The organism is Bradyrhizobium sp. 142, assembly GCF_023074015.1.
In the GTDB taxonomy this organism is placed as follows: domain Bacteria; phylum Pseudomonadota; class Alphaproteobacteria; order Rhizobiales; family Xanthobacteraceae; genus Bradyrhizobium.
Window position 1 is genome coordinate 21,953 of the sequence record NZ_JADPKQ010000297.1, and the last position, 22,189, is coordinate 44,141.

11 protein-coding genes and 1 pseudogene are annotated in these 22,189 nt (G+C 64.8%); 5 read left to right on the plus strand and 7 right to left on the minus strand.

All coding sequences use genetic code 11. From position 1 onward, the window contains the following. The first annotated feature begins 197 nt into the window (after nucleotides 1-197). Both IVA82_RS26625 and IVA82_RS48820 read left to right on the plus strand, forming a co-directional pair. Complete coding sequence (locus IVA82_RS26625) at nucleotides 198-635, plus strand: DoxX family protein (RefSeq protein WP_247387458.1); 438 nt, start codon at nucleotides 198-200, stop codon at nucleotides 633-635. A 364-nt stretch (nucleotides 636-999) separates the two neighbouring features. Next, nucleotides 1,000-2,688: pseudogene (locus IVA82_RS48820) on the plus strand (methyl-accepting chemotaxis protein). Between the two features lie 270 nt (nucleotides 2,689-2,958). Here IVA82_RS48820 and IVA82_RS26645 read toward each other — a convergent pair. Then, nucleotides 2,959-6,768 (minus strand): DUF3971 domain-containing protein, encoded by a 3,810-nt coding sequence (locus IVA82_RS26645; protein WP_247387460.1) that lies wholly within the window; start codon nucleotides 6,766-6,768, stop codon nucleotides 2,959-2,961. Between the two features lie 195 nt (nucleotides 6,769-6,963). Here IVA82_RS26645 and IVA82_RS26650 point away from each other — a divergent pair, with 195 nt between their 5' ends. Together IVA82_RS26650 and IVA82_RS26655 are read left to right on the plus strand one after the other, a co-directional pair. After that, nucleotides 6,964-7,653, plus strand: coding sequence for a peroxiredoxin (locus IVA82_RS26650; protein ID WP_247387461.1), 690 nt, complete (start codon nucleotides 6,964-6,966; stop codon nucleotides 7,651-7,653). A 111-nt stretch (nucleotides 7,654-7,764) separates the two neighbouring features. Then, nucleotides 7,765-9,132, plus strand: coding sequence for a M23 family metallopeptidase (locus IVA82_RS26655; protein WP_247387462.1), 1,368 nt, complete (start codon nucleotides 7,765-7,767; stop codon nucleotides 9,130-9,132). A gap of 72 nt (nucleotides 9,133-9,204) precedes the next feature. Here the strand turns inward: IVA82_RS26655 and IVA82_RS26660 are convergent, their stop codons facing one another. The 6 genes from IVA82_RS26660 to IVA82_RS26685 all read right to left on the minus strand — a co-directional run bounded on the left by IVA82_RS26660 (nucleotide 9,205) and on the right by IVA82_RS26685 (nucleotide 17,752). Next, a complete protein-coding gene (locus IVA82_RS26660) occupies nucleotides 9,205-10,440 on the minus strand; it encodes an ABC transporter substrate-binding protein (RefSeq protein ID WP_247387463.1) in 1,236 nt (411 codons plus the stop codon). Nucleotides 10,441-10,548: 108 nt separating this feature from the next. Then, the gene (locus IVA82_RS26665) at nucleotides 10,549-11,460 is read right to left on the minus strand and encodes a DMT family transporter (protein WP_247387464.1); all 912 of its coding nucleotides are present in this window, start codon (nucleotides 11,458-11,460) and stop codon (nucleotides 10,549-10,551) included. Nucleotides 11,461-11,593: 133 nt separating this feature from the next. Then, nucleotides 11,594-12,475 carry an NAD(P)-dependent oxidoreductase gene (locus IVA82_RS26670; RefSeq protein ID WP_247387465.1) on the minus strand — a complete coding sequence of 294 codons (882 nt, stop codon included), beginning with the start codon at nucleotides 12,473-12,475 and terminating at the stop codon, nucleotides 11,594-11,596. 1 nt (nucleotide 12,476) lies between these two features. Next, nucleotides 12,477-13,608, minus strand: a protein-coding gene (gene prfB, locus IVA82_RS26675; RefSeq protein WP_247387466.1) for a peptide chain release factor 2 whose coding sequence is annotated in 2 segments (ribosomal slippage) — nucleotides 12,477-13,538 and nucleotides 13,540-13,608 — 1,131 coding nt in all. Because the reading frame shifts where the segments join, the coding sequence is not laid out codon by codon here. 108 nt (nucleotides 13,609-13,716) lie between these two features. Then, complete coding sequence (locus IVA82_RS26680; RefSeq protein WP_247387467.1) at nucleotides 13,717-16,215, minus strand: penicillin-binding protein 1A; 2,499 nt, start codon at nucleotides 16,213-16,215, stop codon at nucleotides 13,717-13,719. Nucleotides 16,216-16,459: 244 nt separating this feature from the next. Then, nucleotides 16,460-17,752: an N-acetylmuramoyl-L-alanine amidase gene (locus IVA82_RS26685; RefSeq protein WP_247387468.1), complete on the minus strand. Its 1,293-nt coding sequence runs from the start codon at nucleotides 17,750-17,752 to the stop codon at nucleotides 16,460-16,462. A gap of 702 nt (nucleotides 17,753-18,454) precedes the next feature. Between IVA82_RS26685 and IVA82_RS26690 the strand changes: the two genes are divergently transcribed. Further along, on the plus strand, nucleotides 18,455-21,556 hold the full coding sequence (locus IVA82_RS26690) for a ribonuclease E/G (protein WP_247387469.1): 3,102 nt from the start codon (nucleotides 18,455-18,457) through the stop codon (nucleotides 21,554-21,556). Nucleotides 21,557-22,189: the final 633 nt, after the last annotated feature.

Here is a 22,189-nt window from a genome sequence, read left to right on the forward strand (position 1 = left end):
TCATTCGCGTTACCGGACAATTACGCACTGATGCGATGCGGAACACACGCGAAAAATGCGATTCCGTTGGGCTGAAATCCCAGCCTGCGGTGTTTTGTCTGACATGACGAAAATGTCAGTCTGAATTGAGCTTGAGCGGCTTGCGGGGTGGAACCGAATGCGGTCCAAGTCGCTGCATTGGATGGAGGCACAAACCAATGAACGTTACCTTTCTCTCTCGCTACGAACCGGTTCTCCTGAGCCTGTTTCGCTTCGTCACCGGCCTGTTGCTGTTCCAGTACGGCGTGGCCAAGCTGTTCAAGTTTCCGGCGCTCCCCTACTTCGCCGACATCCCGCCGCTGATCTACGCGGCCGGCATGCTCGAGCTAGTGCTCGGTGCGGCCCTGATGCTCGGCCTGTTCACCCGGCTCTCGGCTTTCATCCTGTCGGGCGAAATGGCCTTCGCCTACTTCATGGGCCACATGTTCAAGAGCGGCTCGCCGGTGCTCCTGCCCCTGCTCAATGGCGGCACCGCCGCGATCCTGTTCTGCTTCGCCTGCCTCTATCTCTCGGCGGCCGGCGGCGGGTCGGTCAGCGTCGACGCGCTGACGCGCAAGGAAAGTGATGCGGCGGGCGACGCCTACGCACGGCGCTGACGCACCGGCGATTGACCCGCGAGTCAAGAGATGGCACCGGCGAGTTTGCCGGTGCCGGCTCAGCGTGTCCCCAGCACATTCCAGATGATGGCCAGCACTGCTAAGAGCAGCACGGACATGATGATGCGATGAACGAATCGGTTCATTGCCGCTCCGTCCAGGCTGGGTAGCCACACAAATCCAGGATCATTCTGCTCCGATGCATGACCGGGCGCAGGCCGGCACACGGCCCTTTTGCCTGCATGCTTGTGCACGCTGCTGCGCATGCTGCACGCGCGGCAGCGCGCCGCACGCGTCCATTCATGATTGGTAAGAACTTCATGCTACCGACGCGGGTACTAACAACCGTTCCGTCGAGGCCGTGATGCAGCTGCTCAGTCATCTGAAGATCCGTACCAAGCTCGCCAGCATGGTCTGTCTCGCGGCACTCACGGTGACTGCCATCATCGGGGTGTCGTCCGTCCTCAGCAAGAGCCGCATGCTGGAGGACCGCGCCGAGCAGATGCGGACCGCGGTCGATACAACCTCGCCCAATCGCTTGAAGAGGACGTTGGCGCCGGCAAGCTGACCCAGGCTGAAGCGAAGACCCAGTTCCACCTGCGTGGCCGCCGCATGAGCTTCAACGGCGGCCAAGGCTATCCCGTGGTCTATAACGCCGATACCTCGATCCTGATCAACGCCGCGAACCAGCAGCTCGAAGGCAAGACCACGGGTGCGAAGGACTCCAACGGCATCCTCATTGCCGATGCGATCATAAGGGCCGGCAACCAAGCCCCGCAGGGCGGCGTAACCTCCTATCTCTATCCCCGTCCCGGCCAGACCGAGCCGGTCCGCAAGACCGTTTTCGCGCGCAAGTTCGCGCCCTGGAACGCGACGATCAGCTACGGACTCTATGTCGACGACATCGACGCCGACGTGCGGGCCTTGACGCTGGAGCTCGGCGCGATCGGCATCGGCCTGATGCTGCTGATGGCCGCCCTGTCCTGGCTGATCGCCCGCGACGTGCTCGGCGCGCTCGACCGCCAGAAGACCCGCATGCAGGAGATTTCCGAAGGCGCCCCATCGACAAGCCGGTCGAGGAAACCGGCCGCGGCGACGAGATCGGCCGCATGGCCGAGACGCTCGAAGTGCTGCGGCAGACCGCTCTCACCGCGCGTAACCTGGAGACCGAGCAGGTCGCCATCAAGACACGCAGCGAGCAGGACAAGCGCGACGCCCTGATCGCGCTGGCCGACCGCTTCGATGCCTCCGTCGGCCAGCTCGTCGGCCTGATGGCCTCGGGCTCCGGCGAGCTGGAGACCACCGCCAAGTCAATGTCGTCGACCGCCGAGGGCACCAACCGCCGCGCCGCCGTGGTCGGCTCGGCCGCCACCGAGGCCAGCCAGCGGGTCCAGACCGTTGCGGCCGCCGCCGAGGAGCTCTCCTCCTCCATCACCGAGATCAGCCGCCAGGTGGCGCAGTCGGCCGAAGTCACGGGCCGCGCGGTGGACAGTGCACGCCGCACCGACACCATCGTGCGCGCGCTGTCCGACGGCGCCCAGCAGATCGAGCATGTCGCTGAGCTGATCTCGAACATCGCGGCGCAGACCAATTTGCTTGCGCTCAACGCCACCATCGAGGCGGCGCGCGCCGGCGAAGCCGGCCGCGGCTTGCCGTGGTCGCCTCCGAGGTGAAGTCGCTCGCCAGCCAGACCGCGGAAGCCACCCGCGAGATCGGCGACAAGATCGCCCAGATCCAGGGGGCGACCAAGGAAGCGGTCGATGCCATCGGCGGAATCACCGCCACCATCGAGGAGGTCAGCCGGATCGCCACTTCGATCGGCGCCGCAATCGAGGAGCAAGGCGCTGCCACCGCCGAGATCGCCCGCAGCGTCTCGCAGACCGCCGAAGCAACCAGGGAAGTCACCACCAATATCGGCGTCGTCAGCACCGCGGCGAACGAGACCGGCAACGCCGCCGTCATGGTGCTCGCGGCAGCCTCGAACCTCTCCAAGCAGGCCGAGCAGCTCTCCGGCGAAGTCGGCACCTTCCTCGCCGGCGTGCGCGCAGCGTAGGCGGCGGGCGCCGCCTCGTCTTAAACTCCGTGCTGATTGGTCCGATAGGTCAGGCCGCGAGTTCGTTTACCTCTCCCGCTTGCGGGAGAGGTCGGCGCAAAGCGCCGGTGAGGGCTTTCTCCTCGTTGGGAGTCTCTCTGCGGAGATACCCTCTCCCCGACCCTCTCCCGCAAGCGCCGCAAGCGGGAGAGGGAGTGCACCTCGCTTCGTGTCCACAATCGAATCTGAATATGTGCGAGCTATAATAAGGCAGCCCGCTACAGCCCGCTTCTATCGCCGCGCAAGAGTGCAACCGCTCGACAGCTGCCGCGTCGTGCCGGTCGAGCCGTCGCTCGACTGCGAGGGGAATTCTTCGAACGGCGAGTTCTGCTTGCCGGTGTTGAACTCGAAGATCTTTCGGAACAGGCCCGGCGCCATCGCCGAGATCGGGTTGACGCGCATCACCGGCGCGGCGGGCGTGCCGACGACCTCATAGGTCACGCCGATCAATCCCTCATTGTTGCCACCGCCGAGGAAGATGCCGAACAGCGGGATCTGGCCGAAGATGTTGTTGACGCCATACATCGGCACGAAGGTACCGCTCATGCACACCTGATTGCCGGGATAGTCGATCGAGCCCTCGATGGTGCCGCCGATCATCGGTCCCTTGATGACGCCGTCGCGGATCGTGAGCGCGCCGTTCTGCCGCGTGAACTCCGCGCGCAGCGCCGTGAAGGACACGCCACTCTGCGCGCCGTTGGGACCGCCCGCCGCAACGCGATCGAGCTGATCCATTCCCTTCACCGTGAAATCGCGCACATTGATCAAGCCTTCCCTGGAGACAGGCTCTGACGTCGGCGGCTCCATCGCCACCACCAGCTGGCCGCCAAAGACCTTGTTGGTGGTGTCGGTAAAGCGCAGCAGCGCGCCGGCATCGTTGGTCTGGAGATAGATCACCTCGCGGGCACCCTGCGCGCGGCCGCCGCGCAGGTCGGCCGCCACCGGCACCGGCGTGTTGCCGCCGATCTTGCCGCTCAGCGTGAAGGCCTTGATGGCGCCATTGCGCTTCGACATCTTGGCATCGACGCTGCGCATCGCTTCGCCGTTGAAGCCGGCGACTGCGCCGAGCTTCACGTCGATATCGAAATCGATGTTCTTCAGCTTGCTCTTGCCGTCATCCTTGGAATTGCCCGAGATCGCCGACTTCAGGAAACCGCGGCCGTCGAACACGTCGCCGCGCATGTTGCCCCTGACCACGCCATCCTGACCGCGCTCCACCTTCAACGAGGCCTTGTCGCCGTCGGACGGCGAGTAAGTCGGGAAGTTCGCGTTCATGAGGTCGCCATTCGGGTCGACCTCGAGCGAGCCCTTGATCGAGGCGCCGCCGCCTTCGATGACGATGTCCTCGAAGCGCGTCGACTGCGCCGTCGGCACCACCTTGAAGCTGGCCTTGCCCGATTTACCCGGCAGCTTGACCCAGCCGGGAAGGATATTGTCGAGCTTGACCGAGGTCAGGTCGGCCTCGACGCCGAGCTTGGTGGTCTGGTCGGCGCCGCCGGCGATCTTGCCCGATAGTTTGATCGGCAAGGAACCGCTGACGGCAGGGCTCAGGTCAAAGCCGAGGCGCGCGCGGCTGGCGTCGTCCAGCGTCGCCTGCAATCTGACATCCGCGTCGCCCTCGGTCGGCTTGCGATAATCGAGCGAGGCCGCCTGCCCGTTGATCTTGACGTCGCCCTTGACCTGATAGCCCTGGTTGTTGGCGACGATCTTGAGTGTGTTAGCTTCCAGCTTCTGGTTCATCACCAGCTTGTCGGCGGCAAAGCCGTTGAGGTCGGCGCTGACGGTGTAGCTGGTGTCGGCCTTGGTCAGCTCGCCCTTGACCGGCAGGCCGAGCTGGATGTTCGCCGAGAACGTCCCCTTGCTGGTGTTGGGATCGACGAAGGTCGCCGACAGGTCGCTCAGGCGATCATTGGACAGAATTTCGGCCGCCGCCGCGACCGGTCCATCAGCGCGGAATTTGCTCCGCGACGGCGAGGGTTTTGGCGCCATGTCGGGCACCTCAAAGATGAAATCGGAGATCGTGATCTTGCGGCCTGCGGGCGTATCGGCAATGCCCTGTCCGATATTCACGGTCGCGGTACGCCCGGTCACATGAGCCTTCAGATCGGCGTCGTGCACCACCGGCATCCCGTCGACAGGGCGGACCGCGACGCCACTCGCCACGATGTTGACCGACAGGCCGTCGTCGGGAATGGGCGGGCCCTTGCGCGGAAGGTTCTTCACCGGCGAGTTGACGCCGATCTCGATGCGCTGGAGCGTGCCGCGCTCGATCCGCTCGATCACCCATTCGCGCAGCTCGGGAACGACGAGCGTCGGCCACATCCGCTTCAGTGCGGAGGCCGACATCGGCGTTCCCGCAAAGCCCAGCGTCAGCCGCGGCTCGCCGGAATAGTCGATGGCGCCGGTGCCGGCGACGCCGATCTCACCATTGGATATATCGGCCTGCGTCAGCAGCAGCCGCTTGTGGTCGGTGTCGAAGCGGAAGCCGATTGCGATGCGGTTGAAGACGAGCGGCGGCTCGTTGTCGATGCCGCCGAGGAGGATGGAGCCGCCGCTGAAGCCGAGCTGCCAGTCGTTGATGTTGCCGTTCGGCGGCTCGAGATGCGCGAGCAGCGTGACCCGGTTGGCACCCGAGAGGATCTTGAAGGGGGCAATCAGCACCCGCCGGCTCGAATCCCATTCGACATTGATCTCGGCCGAGTCGATCGCCATCGGATAGTCGGGCGTGTCGGTGTCGATGATATTGCCGGTCCCGACCGCGATCTTGCCGCGGAAGAAGGTCGGCACGCCATCACGGCCGAGCTCGCCCTTGAGTTCGCCCGTCAGAGGCAGGTCCGCCGTGTAGGTGAGGTCCTTCACCCGCAAGGCCAGGAGAATATTGGACGTCGAGACCTTGTCGGCGCGGATGTCGACCGAGCGCACGCCGTTCTCGGTGGGGCCGATCGTGGCGCGCAGCGACCACGGGTGCGCCCCCTCTTCGCCGAGGCTGAGCGTCACGCCGCCGCGGCTCGGCCGGCGCAGGCTGAGGCTGATGTTCTCGAAGGTCCATTTGCCGCCGCGCTGCTGATCGTCGACGATCAGATTGCCGTTCTTCAGACCGATCTCGTTGAGGTTCTGGCCGTCGAGGCCGGTCATGCTCAGACTGTCGAGCCAGTCGAGGCCTTGAAGAATTCCGCTCTGCGCGGCGGTCTGTGGGGCGGCTTGGGCTGCGTCCTGGCTCGCAGGCGCGGTCGCGAAAGGCGGCGGCGGAACCCCATTACGCGGGAATGTCGGTGGCAGGCCCGCGTCCTTCTTGGATGCGACGCCGGTCGCGAGCGGCTTTGCAGTGTCGCCGGCCGAGACCGTGACGGTCCCGTCAGGCGCGATCCGAATCGCAAGCTCGGCATCGACGAGATTGAGACTTTCGGCGCGCAGGTGACCCATCAGGAGCCCCGCACCCGACAGCTTCACCTCCGCCTTCGGCGCGCTGGCGACAATGGCATGATCGTGGTCACGGACGATGATGTCGCGGATGCGCACGGCGATCCGGATCCGCCCGGCACGTTCGATCTGGGTGCCGCCGACCTCAACGGTGTTGCCGTGGCCGATATTGTCCTCGATCGCCGCTGCCAGCAAGGGCGTCGCGATGTCGAGGTTGATGGGACCGGCACCAAGCCGCCACCACAGCGCCCCGAAACAGCCGACGAAGATGACGATGAGGGCACCGATGACGACAACCAGGCGCTTGAGCCAGCGGTCAGCCGCGAGCCACCGCCGAAACGATCCAAAGCCGTCGCCGAAGCGATGGATGCCCGAATTGGAACGGGACAACAGCCGGCGCGCCCGATGGCCCGCCGCTGCTTCCTGATCCGCATCCCAGTCGGCTTCCCATTCCGGCGGCTCCTGTCCGCCACCGCGCCGATCGAAATCGCGATTGTGATCCTGGGGCGACGTATTCCTTGCCATTGCCTCTCGATACAGGCGCCCGTCATAGGATTGAGCGCCGCCGGGACCGCAGCCGTCGGCGGGGATCGATGCTCCCCCGCCCGGCATTGCCGCCATACCTCGAATGTTCCTGCTGTTCGTCATTTCGCCCCGGCAGCGCGTTCAACGAGCAGTGGGGTGTCGCGTGGAAATCCTTGTAACCATACTCCGGCGTCGCCAGACTTGCCCAGCCAAGGGCTTGAATCCGGCTGACCGGACGAGAGCTGCAATACCGCTTTGGTTGACCCGCCGAAAGCGACGAAAGGAAGGCGTATGTCCAAGAAATCCCGAAAGAAATCGTCCAAAACGCCCTCCGGCAGTCCGACGGCTAAAAAGAAGGCCCCGACAACGCGGGCATCGACTCAAACAAAGTCCGCGAAAACACAGCGGACGCCGGCAAGCAAATCAACCAGGACAACAGCAAAAGCAGCATCGCATAAGGCCGCATCGAAACAGTTAAATTCTTCCGAATCGGCCTCCTCGCCCGCGGCGACGAAATCCGCCCTGGCCGAGGGCCGTAAGGCTCCCGCCTTCCGCCTGCCCCGCGACGGCGGCGACGTGGTCACGCTGTCGGATTATGCCGGCCGCAAGATCGTACTGTTCTTCTATCCCCGCGCCGATACGCCCGGCTGCACGAGGGAGGCCATCGACTTCACGCGGCTGGCGGACGCTTTCGCCGCCGCCGGTACTGCCGTGCTCGGCATCTCCGCCGATCCGCTAAAGGCGCAGGAGAAGTTCCGAGACAAGCACAGTCTCGGCATCCCCCTCATCTCCGATGAGAAGCACGAGATGCTGGAGGCGTACGGCGCCTGGGGCGAAAAATCCATGTATGGCAAGACCTTCCTCGGGATTCTTCGCACCACGGTGCTGGTCGGCACCGACGGCAAGGTGGCCAGGATCTGGCGCAACGTTCGCGTCGACGGCCACGCCGACGAGGTGCTGGCGGCAGCAAGAAGTCTTTAACCAGCTCTTTAAGTTTGAGTGTTCCCATTTCCGGAAAATTAACCATGACCGGCACAGATTGCTGCGGCAGTTAAAGCCGTACGGACTCATCCGACCGGCGCGGGAGTGCCGATGTCGAAAAGTTCTGCCCAATATTCGCAGTACCCCCAACATCATTCCCACGATCACGGACGGGCCTTCCAGCGGCGTCCTGCCGCCACTGCGATAGCCGCCGCAGCACCCCTTCCCGCGACCGACGACGCCTACACCATCGTCCATGCCGGCAAGCAGGTCCGCTTCGGACCCGTGGTGTTCTGGATCGTGGTCGGCACCGTGGTGCTGCTCGGGCTCTGGTCGGCGGCGACCGCCACCTATTTCGCCTTCCGCGACGACGTCCTGACCCGGCTGATCGCCCGCCAGGCCGAGATGCAATACGCCTATGAGGATCGCATCGCCGAGCTGCGCGCCAAGGTCGACCGCACCACCAGCCGGCAGCTGCTCGACCAGGAACAGTTCGACCAGAAGCTCGATCAGATCATGAAGCGCCAGACGGCGCTGGAGTCCCGGGCCACGGCGCTTGGCGCCATGCCCGACGTGACCGGATCCATCCCTCGTTCGGCGCCGCAGCGCGGCGATTCGAGCCAGAGCACGACGCAAGGTTCGCCAAAGCCGTCGCCGATCAGCGACACTGTGATCTTCGTAGCTCCGCCCGATCGCGAAGCGCGCCTTGAATCGCGCGCTCCGGCCGTTGCGGCCCTGCCGGTCAATCAATTCGCCAAGAACCAGGGTTTCGACAACGTCCTGGTCCGGCTCCAGACCGCGCTCGATCAGGTCGAGCGCCGCCAGATGGCGGCGCTCAGCGCCGTCGAGGAAGGCATGGACTCTCGCATGCGCCGAATGCGCGGCGTCGTCAGCGATCTCGGCCTCAACCTCGCCAACCTCGAATCTGCTGTGCCGCGCACGGCGATGGGCGGCCCATTCGTACCGGTCAAGCTGACGGCCAATTCCGGGCCGTTCGAGAAGCAGCTCTATCGTATCAACGTCACCCGCGCCGAGATGGACCGGCTCAACCGCACGCTCGCGCTGGTGCCCTATCGCAAGCCCGTCATCGGCGAGGTCGAGTTCACCTCGGGCTTCGGCGTGCGCAGCGACCCCTTCCTCGGGCGGCCCGCGATGCATACCGGCCTCGATTTCCGCGCGGCCACCGGCGATCCCGTTCGCGTCACAGCCAACGGCAAGGTGGTGTCAGCCGGCTGGTCCGGCGGCTACGGGCGCATGATCGAGGTCGACCACGGCAATGGACTTGCCACCCGCTATGGCCATCTCTCTGAGATCAACGTCAAGGTCGGCGAGATCGTGAAGATCGGCCAGGTGGTCGGACTCGTCGGCTCGACCGGACGTTCGACCGGCCCGCATCTGCACTATGAAACTCGCATCGAGGGCGAGGCGGTCGATCCGCAGAAGTTCCTGCGCGCCGGCGTGCGCCTGAGCGCGGGCTAGCGTTAGACCGCCTGTGACGCGCACTATTCATCCCGAGCGTCTGCCGGACCTCCGATTGCAAGCGCGCCCTGATTACTGGCCGCGCTCGTGGCCGACCTCGCCGGTGATGACGTCGCCGAACAGCTCCCAGGCCTGCCCGTTGAAGCGCATCAGCTGCATCTGCTCGATCGGGAAATAATCGCCGGCCGAGGTGTTGACGATGATTCCCGGCAGCATCAGCTCGGTGTGGAAGTTCTTGAGGCTGGCGGCCTGCTTTATGACGTTCTCGCGGGTGAGATTGTCCCCGCACTGCTTTAGGACCTGCGCCATGGCCTCGGCCTGCACATAGCCATAGACGTTGTTGGAATTGGCCTTGTCGCCGTCCGGATAATATTTGTCCATGAACTCACGCCATTTCACCACCGCGGGATCCTTGTCCCAGGTCGGATCAGTCGGGTCCTTCAGATAGATGGTCGAGATGATGTCCCTGGAATAGTCGAGGCCCGCGGGCTTCAGCACTGAGGCGACCGACGTCGCGGTGTTGGCCAGAAAGAACTTCGGCTTCCAGCCGAGTTCGCCGACCTTCCGGATCGCCTGCGCGGAGCCCTTCGGCGCGGCCCAGGAGAAGAAGATGTCGGCCCCGGAGTCGTGCAGAGCGACGATCTGCGAGTCGATCGAGGGATCACTGACCTCGTAGGACTTGTCGGCAATGATCATGCCGGCCTTATCGCCGAGCCCGTCCTTCAGCCCCTTGAACTGGTCCTTGCCGGCGTCGTCGTTCTGCCAGAACACTGCGATCTTGCTGTTGGGGAAATTGTCGCGGATGTATTTTGCGTAGATCCGCCCCTCGCTCTGGTAGTTCGGCTGGAATCCCATGGTCCACGGGAAATTCTTGGGGTCGCCGAACTTCGTGCCTCCGGAGGCGACGAAGAGCTGCGGCACCTTCTTGGCGTTCATGTATTTCATGATCGCGGAATTGGAGGGCGTGCCGAGCGGCTGGAAGATCAACAATACCTCATCGCTCTCTACGAGCTTGCGCGCCTGCTCGATCGCCTTCGGCGGAGAATAGGCGTCGTCATAGCCGATGAAGTTGATCTTGCGGCCGTTGATGCCGCCCTGGTCGTTGATCATCTTGAAGAAGGCGCCCTCGGTCTTGCCGATGACGCCATAAGACGACGCCGGCCCGCTATAGGGCATGATGTTGCCGATCTTGATGTCGGTGTCGGTCGCTCCGGGGTCGTACTTCTTCTGCGCCGAGGCCGGTGTCATGGCCAACAGACCGGCAACAAGCATGGCGAGGGCAGCAAGGCTTTCGCGACGACCCGGCATCGTTCTCTCCCCGACATTTGTAGTTCTTGTTTTGAGAGAGTGTCGCAAGCAGGCTTGCCGCTGGCAAGCGCCTGGATTTTCCGCGACGTGAAACGGCGGAGCAGGAACCTACGCGATGCGGCGCGGCAGCCTCAGTACGCGCCCGTCGATCACGAGCAAGGCGCTTCCGATGACGATTGCGCCTGCGATCTCGCGCATCGAGATCGGTTCACCGAGCACCAGCCAACCCAGTAGAATGGCGGTGACGGGAATGAGGAGCGTCACCAGCATGACATTGGACGCGCCCGAGCGCTGCAGGATCTGAAAGAAGATGATGTAGGCGAGCGCGGTCGACAGGCCGGCAAGGCCGAGCACCGCGAGCCAGGTCGTCGGGCCGGGCATCGCCAAGTGCCATGGCTGTTCCATCGCGGCGGCGACGATCGCCATCATGAGTGTCGAGGCCATCAGTTGAAACGTTGCCGTGCCCAATGGGGCTGCGCCCTTCAGCAATCGCCGCGCCGCCAGCGCTGCAAAGCCATAGCTAAGCGCCCCGCCGAGACAGAGCAGAATGCCGAGCCGCTGCCCCGTAGTTGCCTCCACGCCCCATCCTCTTAGAATGATCACGCCAACGAGCCCCAGCGCCACGCCGGCCAGGCGTCGCATCTGCAACGCCTCCTCTCCCGCCGCCGCCATGACGATCACCGTGAACAGTGGCGTGGTGGCATTCAGGATCGACGCCAATCCGCTCGGGATAAAAGTCTGGCCGATCACGATCAGCGAGAACGGAATCACATTGTTGAGCAATCCAATCGCGAAGAATGGTCTCCAGCCGATCAGGCCCTGGGGAAAGCTGATGCCCCGGATACGGAGCAGCGGCAGCAGAATGGCCGCGCCAAGCGCGACGCGCAGAAACACCAGCGTCAGCGGCGGCAATTCCCGTAAGCCCGCGCCGTTGAAGAAGAACGAGCCGCCCCAGAGGATCGAGAGCACCACGAGCAGCGACCAGTCTCGCGCGTCGATCCGGTTGTCGTTGTGGGGCATCGCGTCCAAAGTCCGGTCAGACCTACCGCCTAGGAAAGTTCGGCGGGAGACGCCACCCGATTTCCGATGAGTCTTTTGGGGTCTCACACTCGGACGTATGAAGCGACAGCGCCGCCCGATGTCGCAGCTCCGGCTAGGAAGTCTTCTTCGGCTTCGACACCAGCTCGATCATCTTGCCTTCATCGTCGTCGGGCATCGCTTTTTTTGCCCGCGCATAGGCCTCCACCGCGGCACGCGCCACCAGCGGCTTGTCCGCCAGCAGGCTCTCCGCGAGCTTCACCGCATACGCGGCATCCTTGTGCCGCAGCGCGGCCGTGAACGTCGCGCCGGAAAAATCGCGCGCGACCATGCGCCTGGAGTGACGCTGCACCTGGGGGCTGGCGGCGACGCCTGATAGAATCGACTCCAGCACCAGGTTCATGTCGAGGCCGGCCTGCTCGGCGATCGCGAGCCCTTCGGCGAGACCGGCGATCTGGATCGCGCCCATCAGATTGTTGATGAGCTTGTAGACCGTGCCGGAGCCGACTGCGCCGAAATGGCGGATGGTCGAGCCGATCGGTTCGAGATAGGGCCGCGCGCGCTCGAGATCGGCCGCGTCAGCGCCGACCAGCAGCGTCAGCTTTCCGCTAGCGGCCGCATCCGGCAATCCCGTCACCGGGCAGTCGATATAGATGACGCCGCGCGCGTTCAGTTCACGGCCCATCTCGCGCGCGTGATCATAGGAGACGGTGGAGCATTCGATCGCGATCGTGCCGGCCTTCGCCGTCTTCGCCGCGCCCTTGGGTCCGAGCCAGACAGCGCGTGAAGCCTCGTCATCGGCGACCATGGTCACGACGGCGTCGGCATCGATCGCGGCGTCCTCCGGCGAGGTCGCCCAAAGCGCGCCGCGCGCGATCAGGTCTTCCGCTTTCGCCTTGCTGCGATTCCAGAGCGTCACCGTGAAGCCGGCATCGAGATAGCGGCCGGCCATGCCATGGCCCATCCGTCCAAGCCCGATGAAGGCGACGCGGGTCATGCTAGTCCACGTCCTCGATCTCGCCGGTGGCGGTGCCGAACGCGCGCTGCGCCAGCGTCGCGGCCATGAAATCATCGAGCTCGCCGTTAAGCACGCCCGATGTGTCCGAGGTCTGCACGCCCGTGCGCAGGTCCTTCACCATCTGGTAGGGCTGCAGCACGTAGGAGCGGATCTGGTGGCCCCAGCCGATATCGGTCTTGGCGGCCTGGTCGGCGGCGGCTTTCTCCTCGCGCCTCTTCAGCTCCATCTGGTAGAGCCGCGCGCGCAGCATGTCCCAGGCCTGCGCCCGGTTCTTGTGCTGGGAGCGACCGGCCTGGCAGACCACGGCAACGCCAGTCGGGATATGCGTCAGCCGCACCGCCGACTCGGTTTTGTTGACGTGCTGGCCGCCGGCGCCGCCCGAGCGCATGGTGTCGGTGCGGACGTCGGATTCCTTGATGTCGATCTTGATGCTGTCGTCGATGACCGGAAACACGGCGACCGACGAGAACGAGGTGTGCCGCCGCGCGTTGGAATCGAACGGCGAGATTCGCACCAGGCGATGCACGCCGGCCTCGGTCTTGAGCCATCCATAGGCGTTGCGACCGGAGACCTGGATGGTTGCGGACTTGATGCCGGCCTCTTCGCCGTCGGACTCCTCCATAACCTCGACCTTGAAGCCGTGGGTCTCGGCCCAGCGCGTGTACATGCGGAGGAGCATCTGCGCCCAGTCCTGGCTCTCGGTGCCGCCGGCGCCGGCATGGACTTCGAGATAGGAATCGAAACTATCGGCCTCGCCCGACAGCAGCGCCTCGAGCTCGCGCCTTGCCACTTCCTTCTTAAGGGCTTTCAGTGCGGCTTCGGCCTCGGCCACGACGCCTGCATCGCCTTCGGCTTCGCCGAGCTCGATCATGCCGATGTCGTCCTCGAGCTCCTGCTCGACTTTGCCGATGCCCGCGAGCGAATCCTCCAGCGAGGTTCGCTCCTGCATCAGCTTCTGGGCCTTCTGGGGATCGTTCCAGAGGTTGGGATCTTCTGCGAGCTTGTTCAGCTCAGCGAGGCGCGCCGTCGATTTCTCGACGTCAAAGATGCCTCCTCAGCAGCCCGACTGACTGCTTGATCTCTTCTACCAACCGTTCGATTTCGGCGCGCATGTCGTTCTCTGGTCTCGCGGAATTGTTCCCGCGTCTAAGTGCAACGCCGATGTAGCGGCGGCGGCTGCAATGCGCAACCGCCCGCCACCCAAACGCCGGCGTTATTCGCTAGTACAGCCCGCCGGTGCCCGGACGCATGAAGAAGCCGGAATCTGGCGGCTGCTGTTGCTGCGACGCGCGCCCGTCGGCGTCGGCAACACCGATGACCGAGTAGTTGTCCGGCGGCGCCGTGCCCGGCTTGAAGGCTTCGAGAATGGTTCCGCCAGTCTCGCCGGGGCCGGCGCGCATACCGGTCTTGGCCACGACCCGAACCAGCTTGATGCCGGCGGGCACCTTGAACGGGACCGCCTGCTTGTCGGCGAGCGCAAGCTTGAGGAAATCGCGCGCGATCGGAGCCGAGAGATGGCCGCCGGTCGCGGCGTTGCCTTTGCCGAGCGGACGCGGCTTGTCGTAGCCCATATAGATCGCGACCGCGACGTCCGGCGAGAAGCCGACGAACCAGGCGTCCTTGGCCTCGTTTGTGGTGCCGGTCTTGCCGGCGATCGGCTTGCCGACCTCCTTGACCACGGTGGCGGTGCCGGCCTGGACCACGCCTTCCATCAGCTCGGTGATCTGGTAGGCGGTCATGGAATCCAGCACCTGCTCGCGGCGGTCGATCAGCTGCGGCTCGGCCTGGTTCTTCCAGCCGCCCGGGGCGTCGCAGCCGCGGCATTCGCGCTGGTCGTGCTTGAAGATGGTGCGGCCGTAGCGGTCCTGGATACGGTCGATCAGCGTCGGCTTCACGCGGCGCCCGCCATTGGCGAGCATCGAGTAAGCCGTGACCATGCGCATCGCAGTCGTCTCGCCGGCGCCCAAAGCGTAAGAGAGATAGTTTGGCAGCTCGTCATAGACGCCGAAACGGCGGGCATATTCGCCGATCAGGGGCATGCCGATGTCTTGGGCAAGCCGCACCGTCACAGTGTTGCGTGACAGCCGCAGCGCATTGCGCAAGGTCATAGGCCCGTTGTACTTGCCAGCGTCAAAGTTTTCCGGCCGCCATACGCCCGCACCCTGCCCCTGATCGATTTCGATCGGCGCGTCGAGCACCACGGTCGAGGGCGTGTAACCGTTGTCGAGCGCCGCCGAATAGACGATCGGCTTGAACGACGAGCCCGGCTGCCGATAGGCCTGGGTGGCGCGGTTGAACTGGCTCTGGTCGAACGAGAAGCCGCCGACCATGGCGAGCACGCGGCCGGTCCAGGGATCCATCACCGCCATCGCGCCGGATACTTCAGGGATCTGGCGCAGACGGTACTGCCCCTCGACGGGCTGGCCGTCCTTATAGAGCGGATCGGCATAGATCACGTCACCGGGCTGGAGCACCTGCGACACCGCGCTCGCCGCCCTGCCCTTGGCAGGCCCCGCGGCCGCCTTCGCCCATTTGACGCCATCGAGTGTGATCAGGCCGGTCTCGCGCTGCTTGCTGATAGCGCCGCCGAGCTCGCGGTTCGGCTGAAAGCCGATCCGCGCCGACTGGTCGCTGGTCTCCAGCACCACTGCCATTCGCCAGGGCGAGATGTCGGAGAGCGATTTGATCTCGGCGAGCTTCACGCCCCAGTCGCCCGAAATATCGAGCTTGCTCATCGCGCCGCGATAGCCCTGCTGCTCGTCATAGTTCACGAGGCCCGTGACCATGGCCTTGCGCGCCATGACCTGGATCTTCGGATCGAGCGTGGTGCGCACCGACAGCCCGCCCTCATAGAGCTTCTTCTCGCCATAGCGCTCGAAGATGTCGCGCCGGACTTCCTCGGCGAAATACTCGCCGGCGAAGGTGTGGGCGCCGTTGGCGCGGTTGGTGACGACGAGGGGCTCCTTGCGCGCCTTTTCGGCGTCGGCCTGCTTGATCCAGCCGTTCTCCTGGAGGCGGTCGACCACGTAGTTGCGGCGCTCGATGGCGCGGTCGCGGTTACGCACCGGATGCAGGGTTGCCGGCATCTTCGGCAGCGCGGCGAGATAGGCGGCTTCGGCAACCGTGAGCTCGTTCACCGATTTGTCGAAATAAACCAGCGAAGCGGCCGCGATGCCGTAGGCACCGAGGCCGAGGTAGATTTCGTTCAGGTACAGCTCGAGGATCTTGTCCTTCGAATAGGTCTTCTCGATCCGCATCGCCAGCAAGGCTTCCTTGATCTTGCGGGCGAAGGAGACCTCGTTGGTCAGGAGGAAGTTCTTGGCGACCTGCTGCGTGATCGTGGAAGCGCCCTGCGGACGCCGGTTCGAGCCGTAGTTCTGGATGTAAACCAGGCCGGCGCGCGCCATGCCGGTGTAGTCGATGCCGCCATGCTCGTAGAAATTCTTGTCCTCGGCCGCGAGGAAGGCGTTGATCACGAGCTTCGGCACCGCCTGGATCGGCAGGTACAGCCGCCGCTCCTTGGCGTATTCGCCAAGCAGCGAGCCGTCGACCGCGTGCACGCGGGTCATCACCGGCGGCTCGTAATCCTGAAGCTGAGAGTAGTCCGGCAAATCCTTGGAGAAATGCCAGATCAGGCCTGCCACGGCACCGACACCAACAAGGAACAACACGGTTCCCGCGGCGAACAGGAAGCCCATGAACCGCACCAGCAAGCGCATTATCTGTTTATCCGTTCAATCCCTGGATCAGCCGAGATCAGTCCAAGATCAGCTCAAAGACGCCCAAAACAGGCGCCCACCTCACGTCGCGTCGCGAATTCACCAGCCTACTCAATCACATCAGTGCCGGACCTGAAGACGCTCGCCGAACGGGATTCTCGTCGATTCCGGCCCCCTGCGGCGTTTTTATAAGGCGCCCGCTGTGGCCAAACTAGGGCTTTGACGGCAGGACCGGAAAACCCTTTCAATTCGAAGACCCGGCTGTGGCCATCCGCTTGGCCAGAAACCCGTCGATCGCCTGCGCCATCGAGGTCACGGCGCGGGACCGCCAGCCCTCGGAGACCAGATGCTCGAGGTCTCCCTTATTGGAGACATAACCGATCTCGACCAGCACCGACGGCACGTCGGGTGCCTTCAGCACCCGGAAACCGGCCGACTTCAGGGGATGTTTGTGCATCCGCACCGTCGACTTCATTTCGCCCATCAACAGACGAGCGAAACGGTTTGAAAAGGTGCGAGTTTCGCGCTGCGTGAGGTCGATCAGGATGTCGGCGACATCGGTCGGCTCCTCGGCGAGGTTAAAGCCGGCGATCGCATCCGCCCGGTTTTCCGCGTCGGCGAGCCGTTCGGCCTCGGCGTCCGAGGCCTTGTCGGACAGCGTGTAGATCGTGGCGCCCTGCGCGTCGCCCTCGGCACGCGGCAGCGCGTCGGCGTGGATCGACACGAACAGCGCGGCCTTCAGGCTGCGGGCAACTTTGACCCGGTCGTTGAGTGGGATGAAGGTGTCATCGTCCCGCGTCATCACCACGCGGTATTTGCCGGTCTTCTCCAGCCGGTCGCGCAGCGCACGGCCAAAGGCCAGCACCAGATTCTTCTCGCTTTCGCCGTTCGACTGCGTGCCATTGTCGATGCCGCCATGACCGGGGTCGATCACGACCACGGCGCGGCCATCGGCCTTCTGCGCGGATTCCGGCGCTGCAGCGGTCGAAGCCGCGGCGGGCGGCGCCTCGCCGACCGCGGGCCGCAGCTCGGGGCGGTTTTCCGGGGCCAGCGATTGCACGAAGGCAGCGCGATCGACCTCCTCCAGCTCCAGTACGAGTCGGGCCGGCTGACCGTTGGCCGCCTCCAGCACGTAGGAATTGGCGATCTTGGCTGGTCCCGCCAGATCAAACACGATTCGCGAGCCGCCGGGCATCACGAGCCCATAGCGGAACGCCTTTACCAGTCCTCGCCCCCCGGTTCCCGTGCCCGAGGGCAGCTGAAAATTGAGCTGGGGCACATCAACCACCACGCGGTACGGATCGGCGAGCGTTGCTGCGCGGAAGCTGACGGTCTGATCGAGGTCGAGAATGAAGCGGGTCTGCTTGCCGTCGCCGGCCAGCCGGGCGGCCGAGGCGATCGGAAAATTCGTCACGGCAACAGAGGGTTGCGGCTGACTCTCGGCCGCGCTGAGGCGTGCGGAATCGGCACATGGCCAGGCTGCGGCGCACAGCAGTGCACACCCCAGCAGAACCCTTTGACTTGCGCGGCTCGCCACCGATTCCGTGCCTCCGAGCAGCCCTCTTAACGCAATAGAACCACAGGGTTAATCGATCCTTAATGACGGAGATGCGAAACTCGCTGACTGTGACCGGCTTGCGACGGTCCCTTGCACGGCCGGCCCATTCCTCGTATGTACGAGGTGCTGACGGCCATTATTTCCGGTTGTGTCGCATTCAGCCTCCCGGTGCTGCGCCGGAACTCTCAAGGTTTGGGAATTCCAGCGTTTTCCGTTCCCCCCGAAGGCCAGCGCGGTGCGCGGCAGGGCGGTGGATCGGGTCAAGTCCCGGCGGCAGACGGTTTCCGGTTACCCCTGTGTTTCCGGGACAGTTCTGACAGCGACGTGGCCCATTACCCGATCCCTTAATTCCAAGGGAGCGGTTCGATCTTCGGGATGAGCGCTTCCGCGCCACGCCTGGCCAGCAGCAACTGATTGAGGGGCGGCCTCGCCGCCCAATGTTTCATACGGGCCGACGCTTGATGCGCCAGACTGTGCCGACGAATTCTGAAGGACCATTCGCGACGCTGCGGAGTAAAACTCCCGCGCGCCGCCTTGGCCCTCCGGCTTCCGATTCGGCAAGGCGCGAGAGACGGTGTTTCGGCCTTCCCCTCACCCCCGAATCAGGTGGACCGTCGCGTCACCCGGCAGCGCTAATCGCGCCCACGGTGAATCGCGCCCGCCGCCGCCAAGAGTTAAGACATGCCCAACAAGATGTTGATCGACGCCACCCACCCGGAGGAGACCCGGGTCGTCGTGGTCCGCGGCAATCGCGTCGAAGAGTTTGACTTCGAGACCGCGCAACGCAAGCAACTGCGCGGAAACATATACCTTGCCAAGGTCACCCGGGTGGAGCCTTCGCTCCAGGCCGCTTTCGTCGAATACGGCGGCAACCGCCACGGCTTCCTCGCCTTCAGCGAAATCCATCCTGACTACTACCAGATCCCGGTCGCCGACCGGCAGGCCCTGATCGAGGCCGAGGAGCAGGCTCACCGCGAGGCCGAGGAAGAGAGCGAGAACCGCTCCCACGGCCGCCGCCGCTCGCGCCACCGCAACTCCCGCCGCCGCAGTCACGGCGAGCGCGTCCAGAGCGATATCGTCGGAGGCCTCGAGGCCGGCGCCGATCCCGCCGCCCTGCCGATCGAGGGCGAGGCGCTGCCGGAGCACGCGCAGGGTGAGCATCTGCACGCCGAGGCGCATCATCACGGCGAGCACGAAGCTCACGAACATGATCATGACGATCATGGGCACGACGATCATTATCATGCTCATGATGACGATCACCATCACGCGCGCGATCATGATGACCATGGCCATGAAGGCGGGCACGATCATAACGACCACGACCATGATCACACCGGCGAAGCCCCCGCGCCCGTCGCAGCCATTGGCGCCGAGCCTGCGGTCGCTGCCGAGCGCCAGGAAGAAGCCGCTGTGTCCGAAGCGCACGCCGAGGCTCTGGCCGAAGCCGTGACAGCAGCCGCTGAGCCGGCCGATGCCGTGTACACGGCCGGCGAAACCGCCGAGGCTCCGCATCACGAATCCGAAGCGAGGGCCGACGAAGACGACGAGGATGAAGACGGCGAGGAAGCCGAAGATGAAGTCGTCGAATCCGTCGGCGGCGACGACGTGCTCGAGGAGGTGCCGGAGCGCACCTTCCGTCCGCGCCGCCAGTACAAGATCCAGGAAGTCATCAAGCGCCGCCAGGTGATGCTGGTGCAGGTCGTCAAGGAAGAGCGCGGCAACAAGGGCGCTGCGCTGACGACCTACCTGTCGCTCGCCGGCCGCTATGCCGTGCTGATGCCGAACACCGCGCGCGGCGGCGGCATCAGCCGCAAGATCACCAGCGCCCAGGACCGTTCGCGCCTGAAGGAAGTGGTTCAGGATCTCGACGTTCCCGAGGGCATGGGCATCATCCTGCGCACCGCGGGCGCTGCCCGCACCAAGCCCGAAATCAAGCGCGACTTCGAATATCTGATCCGGATGTGGGAGACGGTGCGCGACCTCACGCTGAAGTCGCAGGCCCCGACCCTCGTCTACGAGGAAGGCTCGCTGATCAAGCGCTCGCTGCGCGACCTCTACAACAAGGAGATCGACGAGATTCAGGTCGCCGGCGATGCCGGCTACCGCGAAGCGCGCGATTTCATGAAGATGCTGATGCCCGCCAATGTCAGCGCGGTAAAGCAGTATCGCGACGGCCAGCCTCTGTTCTCGCGAATGGGCGTCGAAAGCCAGCTGGATGCGATGTTCTCGCCGACGGTACAGTTGCGGTCCGGCGGCTACATCGTGATCAACCAGACCGAGGCGCTGGTCTCGATCGACGTCAACTCCGGCCGCTCGACGCGTGAGCACCATATTGAGGACACCGCGCTCAAGACCAACCTGGAAGCGTCCGAAGAGGTCGCCCGCCAGCTTCGGCTTCGCGACCTCGCCGGCCTGATCGTCATCGACTTCATCGACATGGACGAGAAGCGCAACAACCGGGCGGTCGAACGCAAGCTGTCCGACTGTCTCCGGCAGGATCGCGCGCGCATCCAGGTCGGACGCATCTCGCATTTCGGCCTGCTGGAAATGTCGCGCCAGCGCATCCGCGCCAGCGTGCTGGAATCCTCGACCGATCCCTGCCCGCATTGCGGCGGCACTGGTCACGTGCGTTCGGTGTCTTCGGTTGCGCTGCAGCTGCTGCGCGGCCTCGAAGAGATCCTGATGAAGGGCGCGACCCACAATCTCGTGGTCCGCACCCGCACCGACGTCGCGCTCTATGTGCTGAACCACAAGCGCGGTCATCTGCGCGACCTCGAAAACGGCTTCAAGGTCACCCTATCGGTCATCGCCGATCCGAGCGTCAGCGGACCGAATGCCTATCTGATCGACCGCGGCGAGCAGGTGCATACGCTCGAGGCCGCCAAGGCATTGCTGGCGGCACAGGCGGCCGCAAGCCCGCCGCCCATCGCCGAAGAGGCCTATGACGACGAGGAGTTCGATTCCGAACTCGAATCCGAGGTCGAGACTGAAGAGACCGAAGGCCTCGCCGAGGAACAAACCGGTGAAGCCGCAACCGAACAGGATGGCCAGCGCCGCAAGCGCCGCCGGCGTCGGCGCGGTCGCGGCGCCCAGCGCGACGGCGAGTTGCGCGAGGATAGCGCACCCACGCTTGCCGAGCCGGCACTCGCTGCCGGCGAAGCAGACGAGGACGCGGAATCCGAGCAGGATGGCGAGGAGACCGAAGAACAGCAGGCCCGCGGCGACCAGCAGGGTGCCGGCGATCGCAGCAGGCGCCGGCGCGGCCGGCGCGGCGGACGCCGCCGGCGCGGCGGTGGCGAGGAAGGCCTTGCCGGATCCATCGGTGACGAACTCGCTGCCAGCCCGCCGTCGGAGGCGACCGATGCGGTTGCCGATTTCGATAGCTTCTCGCAGCAGCCTTCGCCGTCCATCGCGCACACCGAGGCAGCCGGGGACACGCAGGCCACCCAATCCGAGCCGCTGACCGAGGTGCCGGCGGACACGCCCGCTCCGATCGAACGGGCCCAGGCCGAGCCAGCTCACGTCGCGCCGGTGTCTCCTGCCACATCGGACGACTCTGCATCCGACGACAAGGCGGCGCGCCGCCGCTCTACGGTCCGGGAAAAGGTGAGCTTCCTGTCGAGCAGCCAGCCCGAGCCGGCGACACCGGCTGCGTCAGCACCTGAGCCAGTTGCCCCGCCCGCGCCGGCTCCCGAACCCGCAGCGGAGACGGCAGCCGAACCACCGGCCGCACCGCGTCGCGCCGGCTGGTGGTCGCGCCGCTTCGGCGGCGGCGAATAGGCCCGGCAGCAATCGGGATAGGGGGACGCCTCGCGGCGTCGCCCCTCCCACACCACCGTACGTACGGGTCCGTATACGGCGGTTCGGTGGATTATGCGGGTCTCGGGGCCGCGACGGAAGCCAAGCCGAGTGACCTGATGTATGGTCCGGCCGCGCGTTGCAAGAGGTTTCGTCAACCTGGCAGATGCGGTCTTGCATCAATGTATCCGGCCTCTGATTGGAGCGTGTTGTGCTCCGGGCCATCATGGATATCAGCGCGCATTCGAGCTGATTAGCGGACAGGCCTCGAAGGGGCCATTCGGGTCACCAGTGTTCGCATGCGCCGGGAAGACCGATTCTCCATCGTCGTCTCAATCCTCTCGCAGACCTCGGCGGGTAAGGGATGTTGGTTACGTCATCGATAGCTCCTCACTTCGCACTGTTCCTTTGTTCGTGCCTGGCGGTCGTTCCTTCGTCCCGGCCTGCGCGCGCAGACGCGCCGCGCGCAAGGGCCGTCAAGGCCGGCCGTCGTGCTGTTCTGACGGCTTGCTCGATCGCTGCCAGGCTGCGCCTTGACGGCCCCGAGCACGGCGCGAGGATCAAGCAGGTCGGGACGCCATCTCATCTGTCTTGACGCACTCGAAGGCGCGCCCC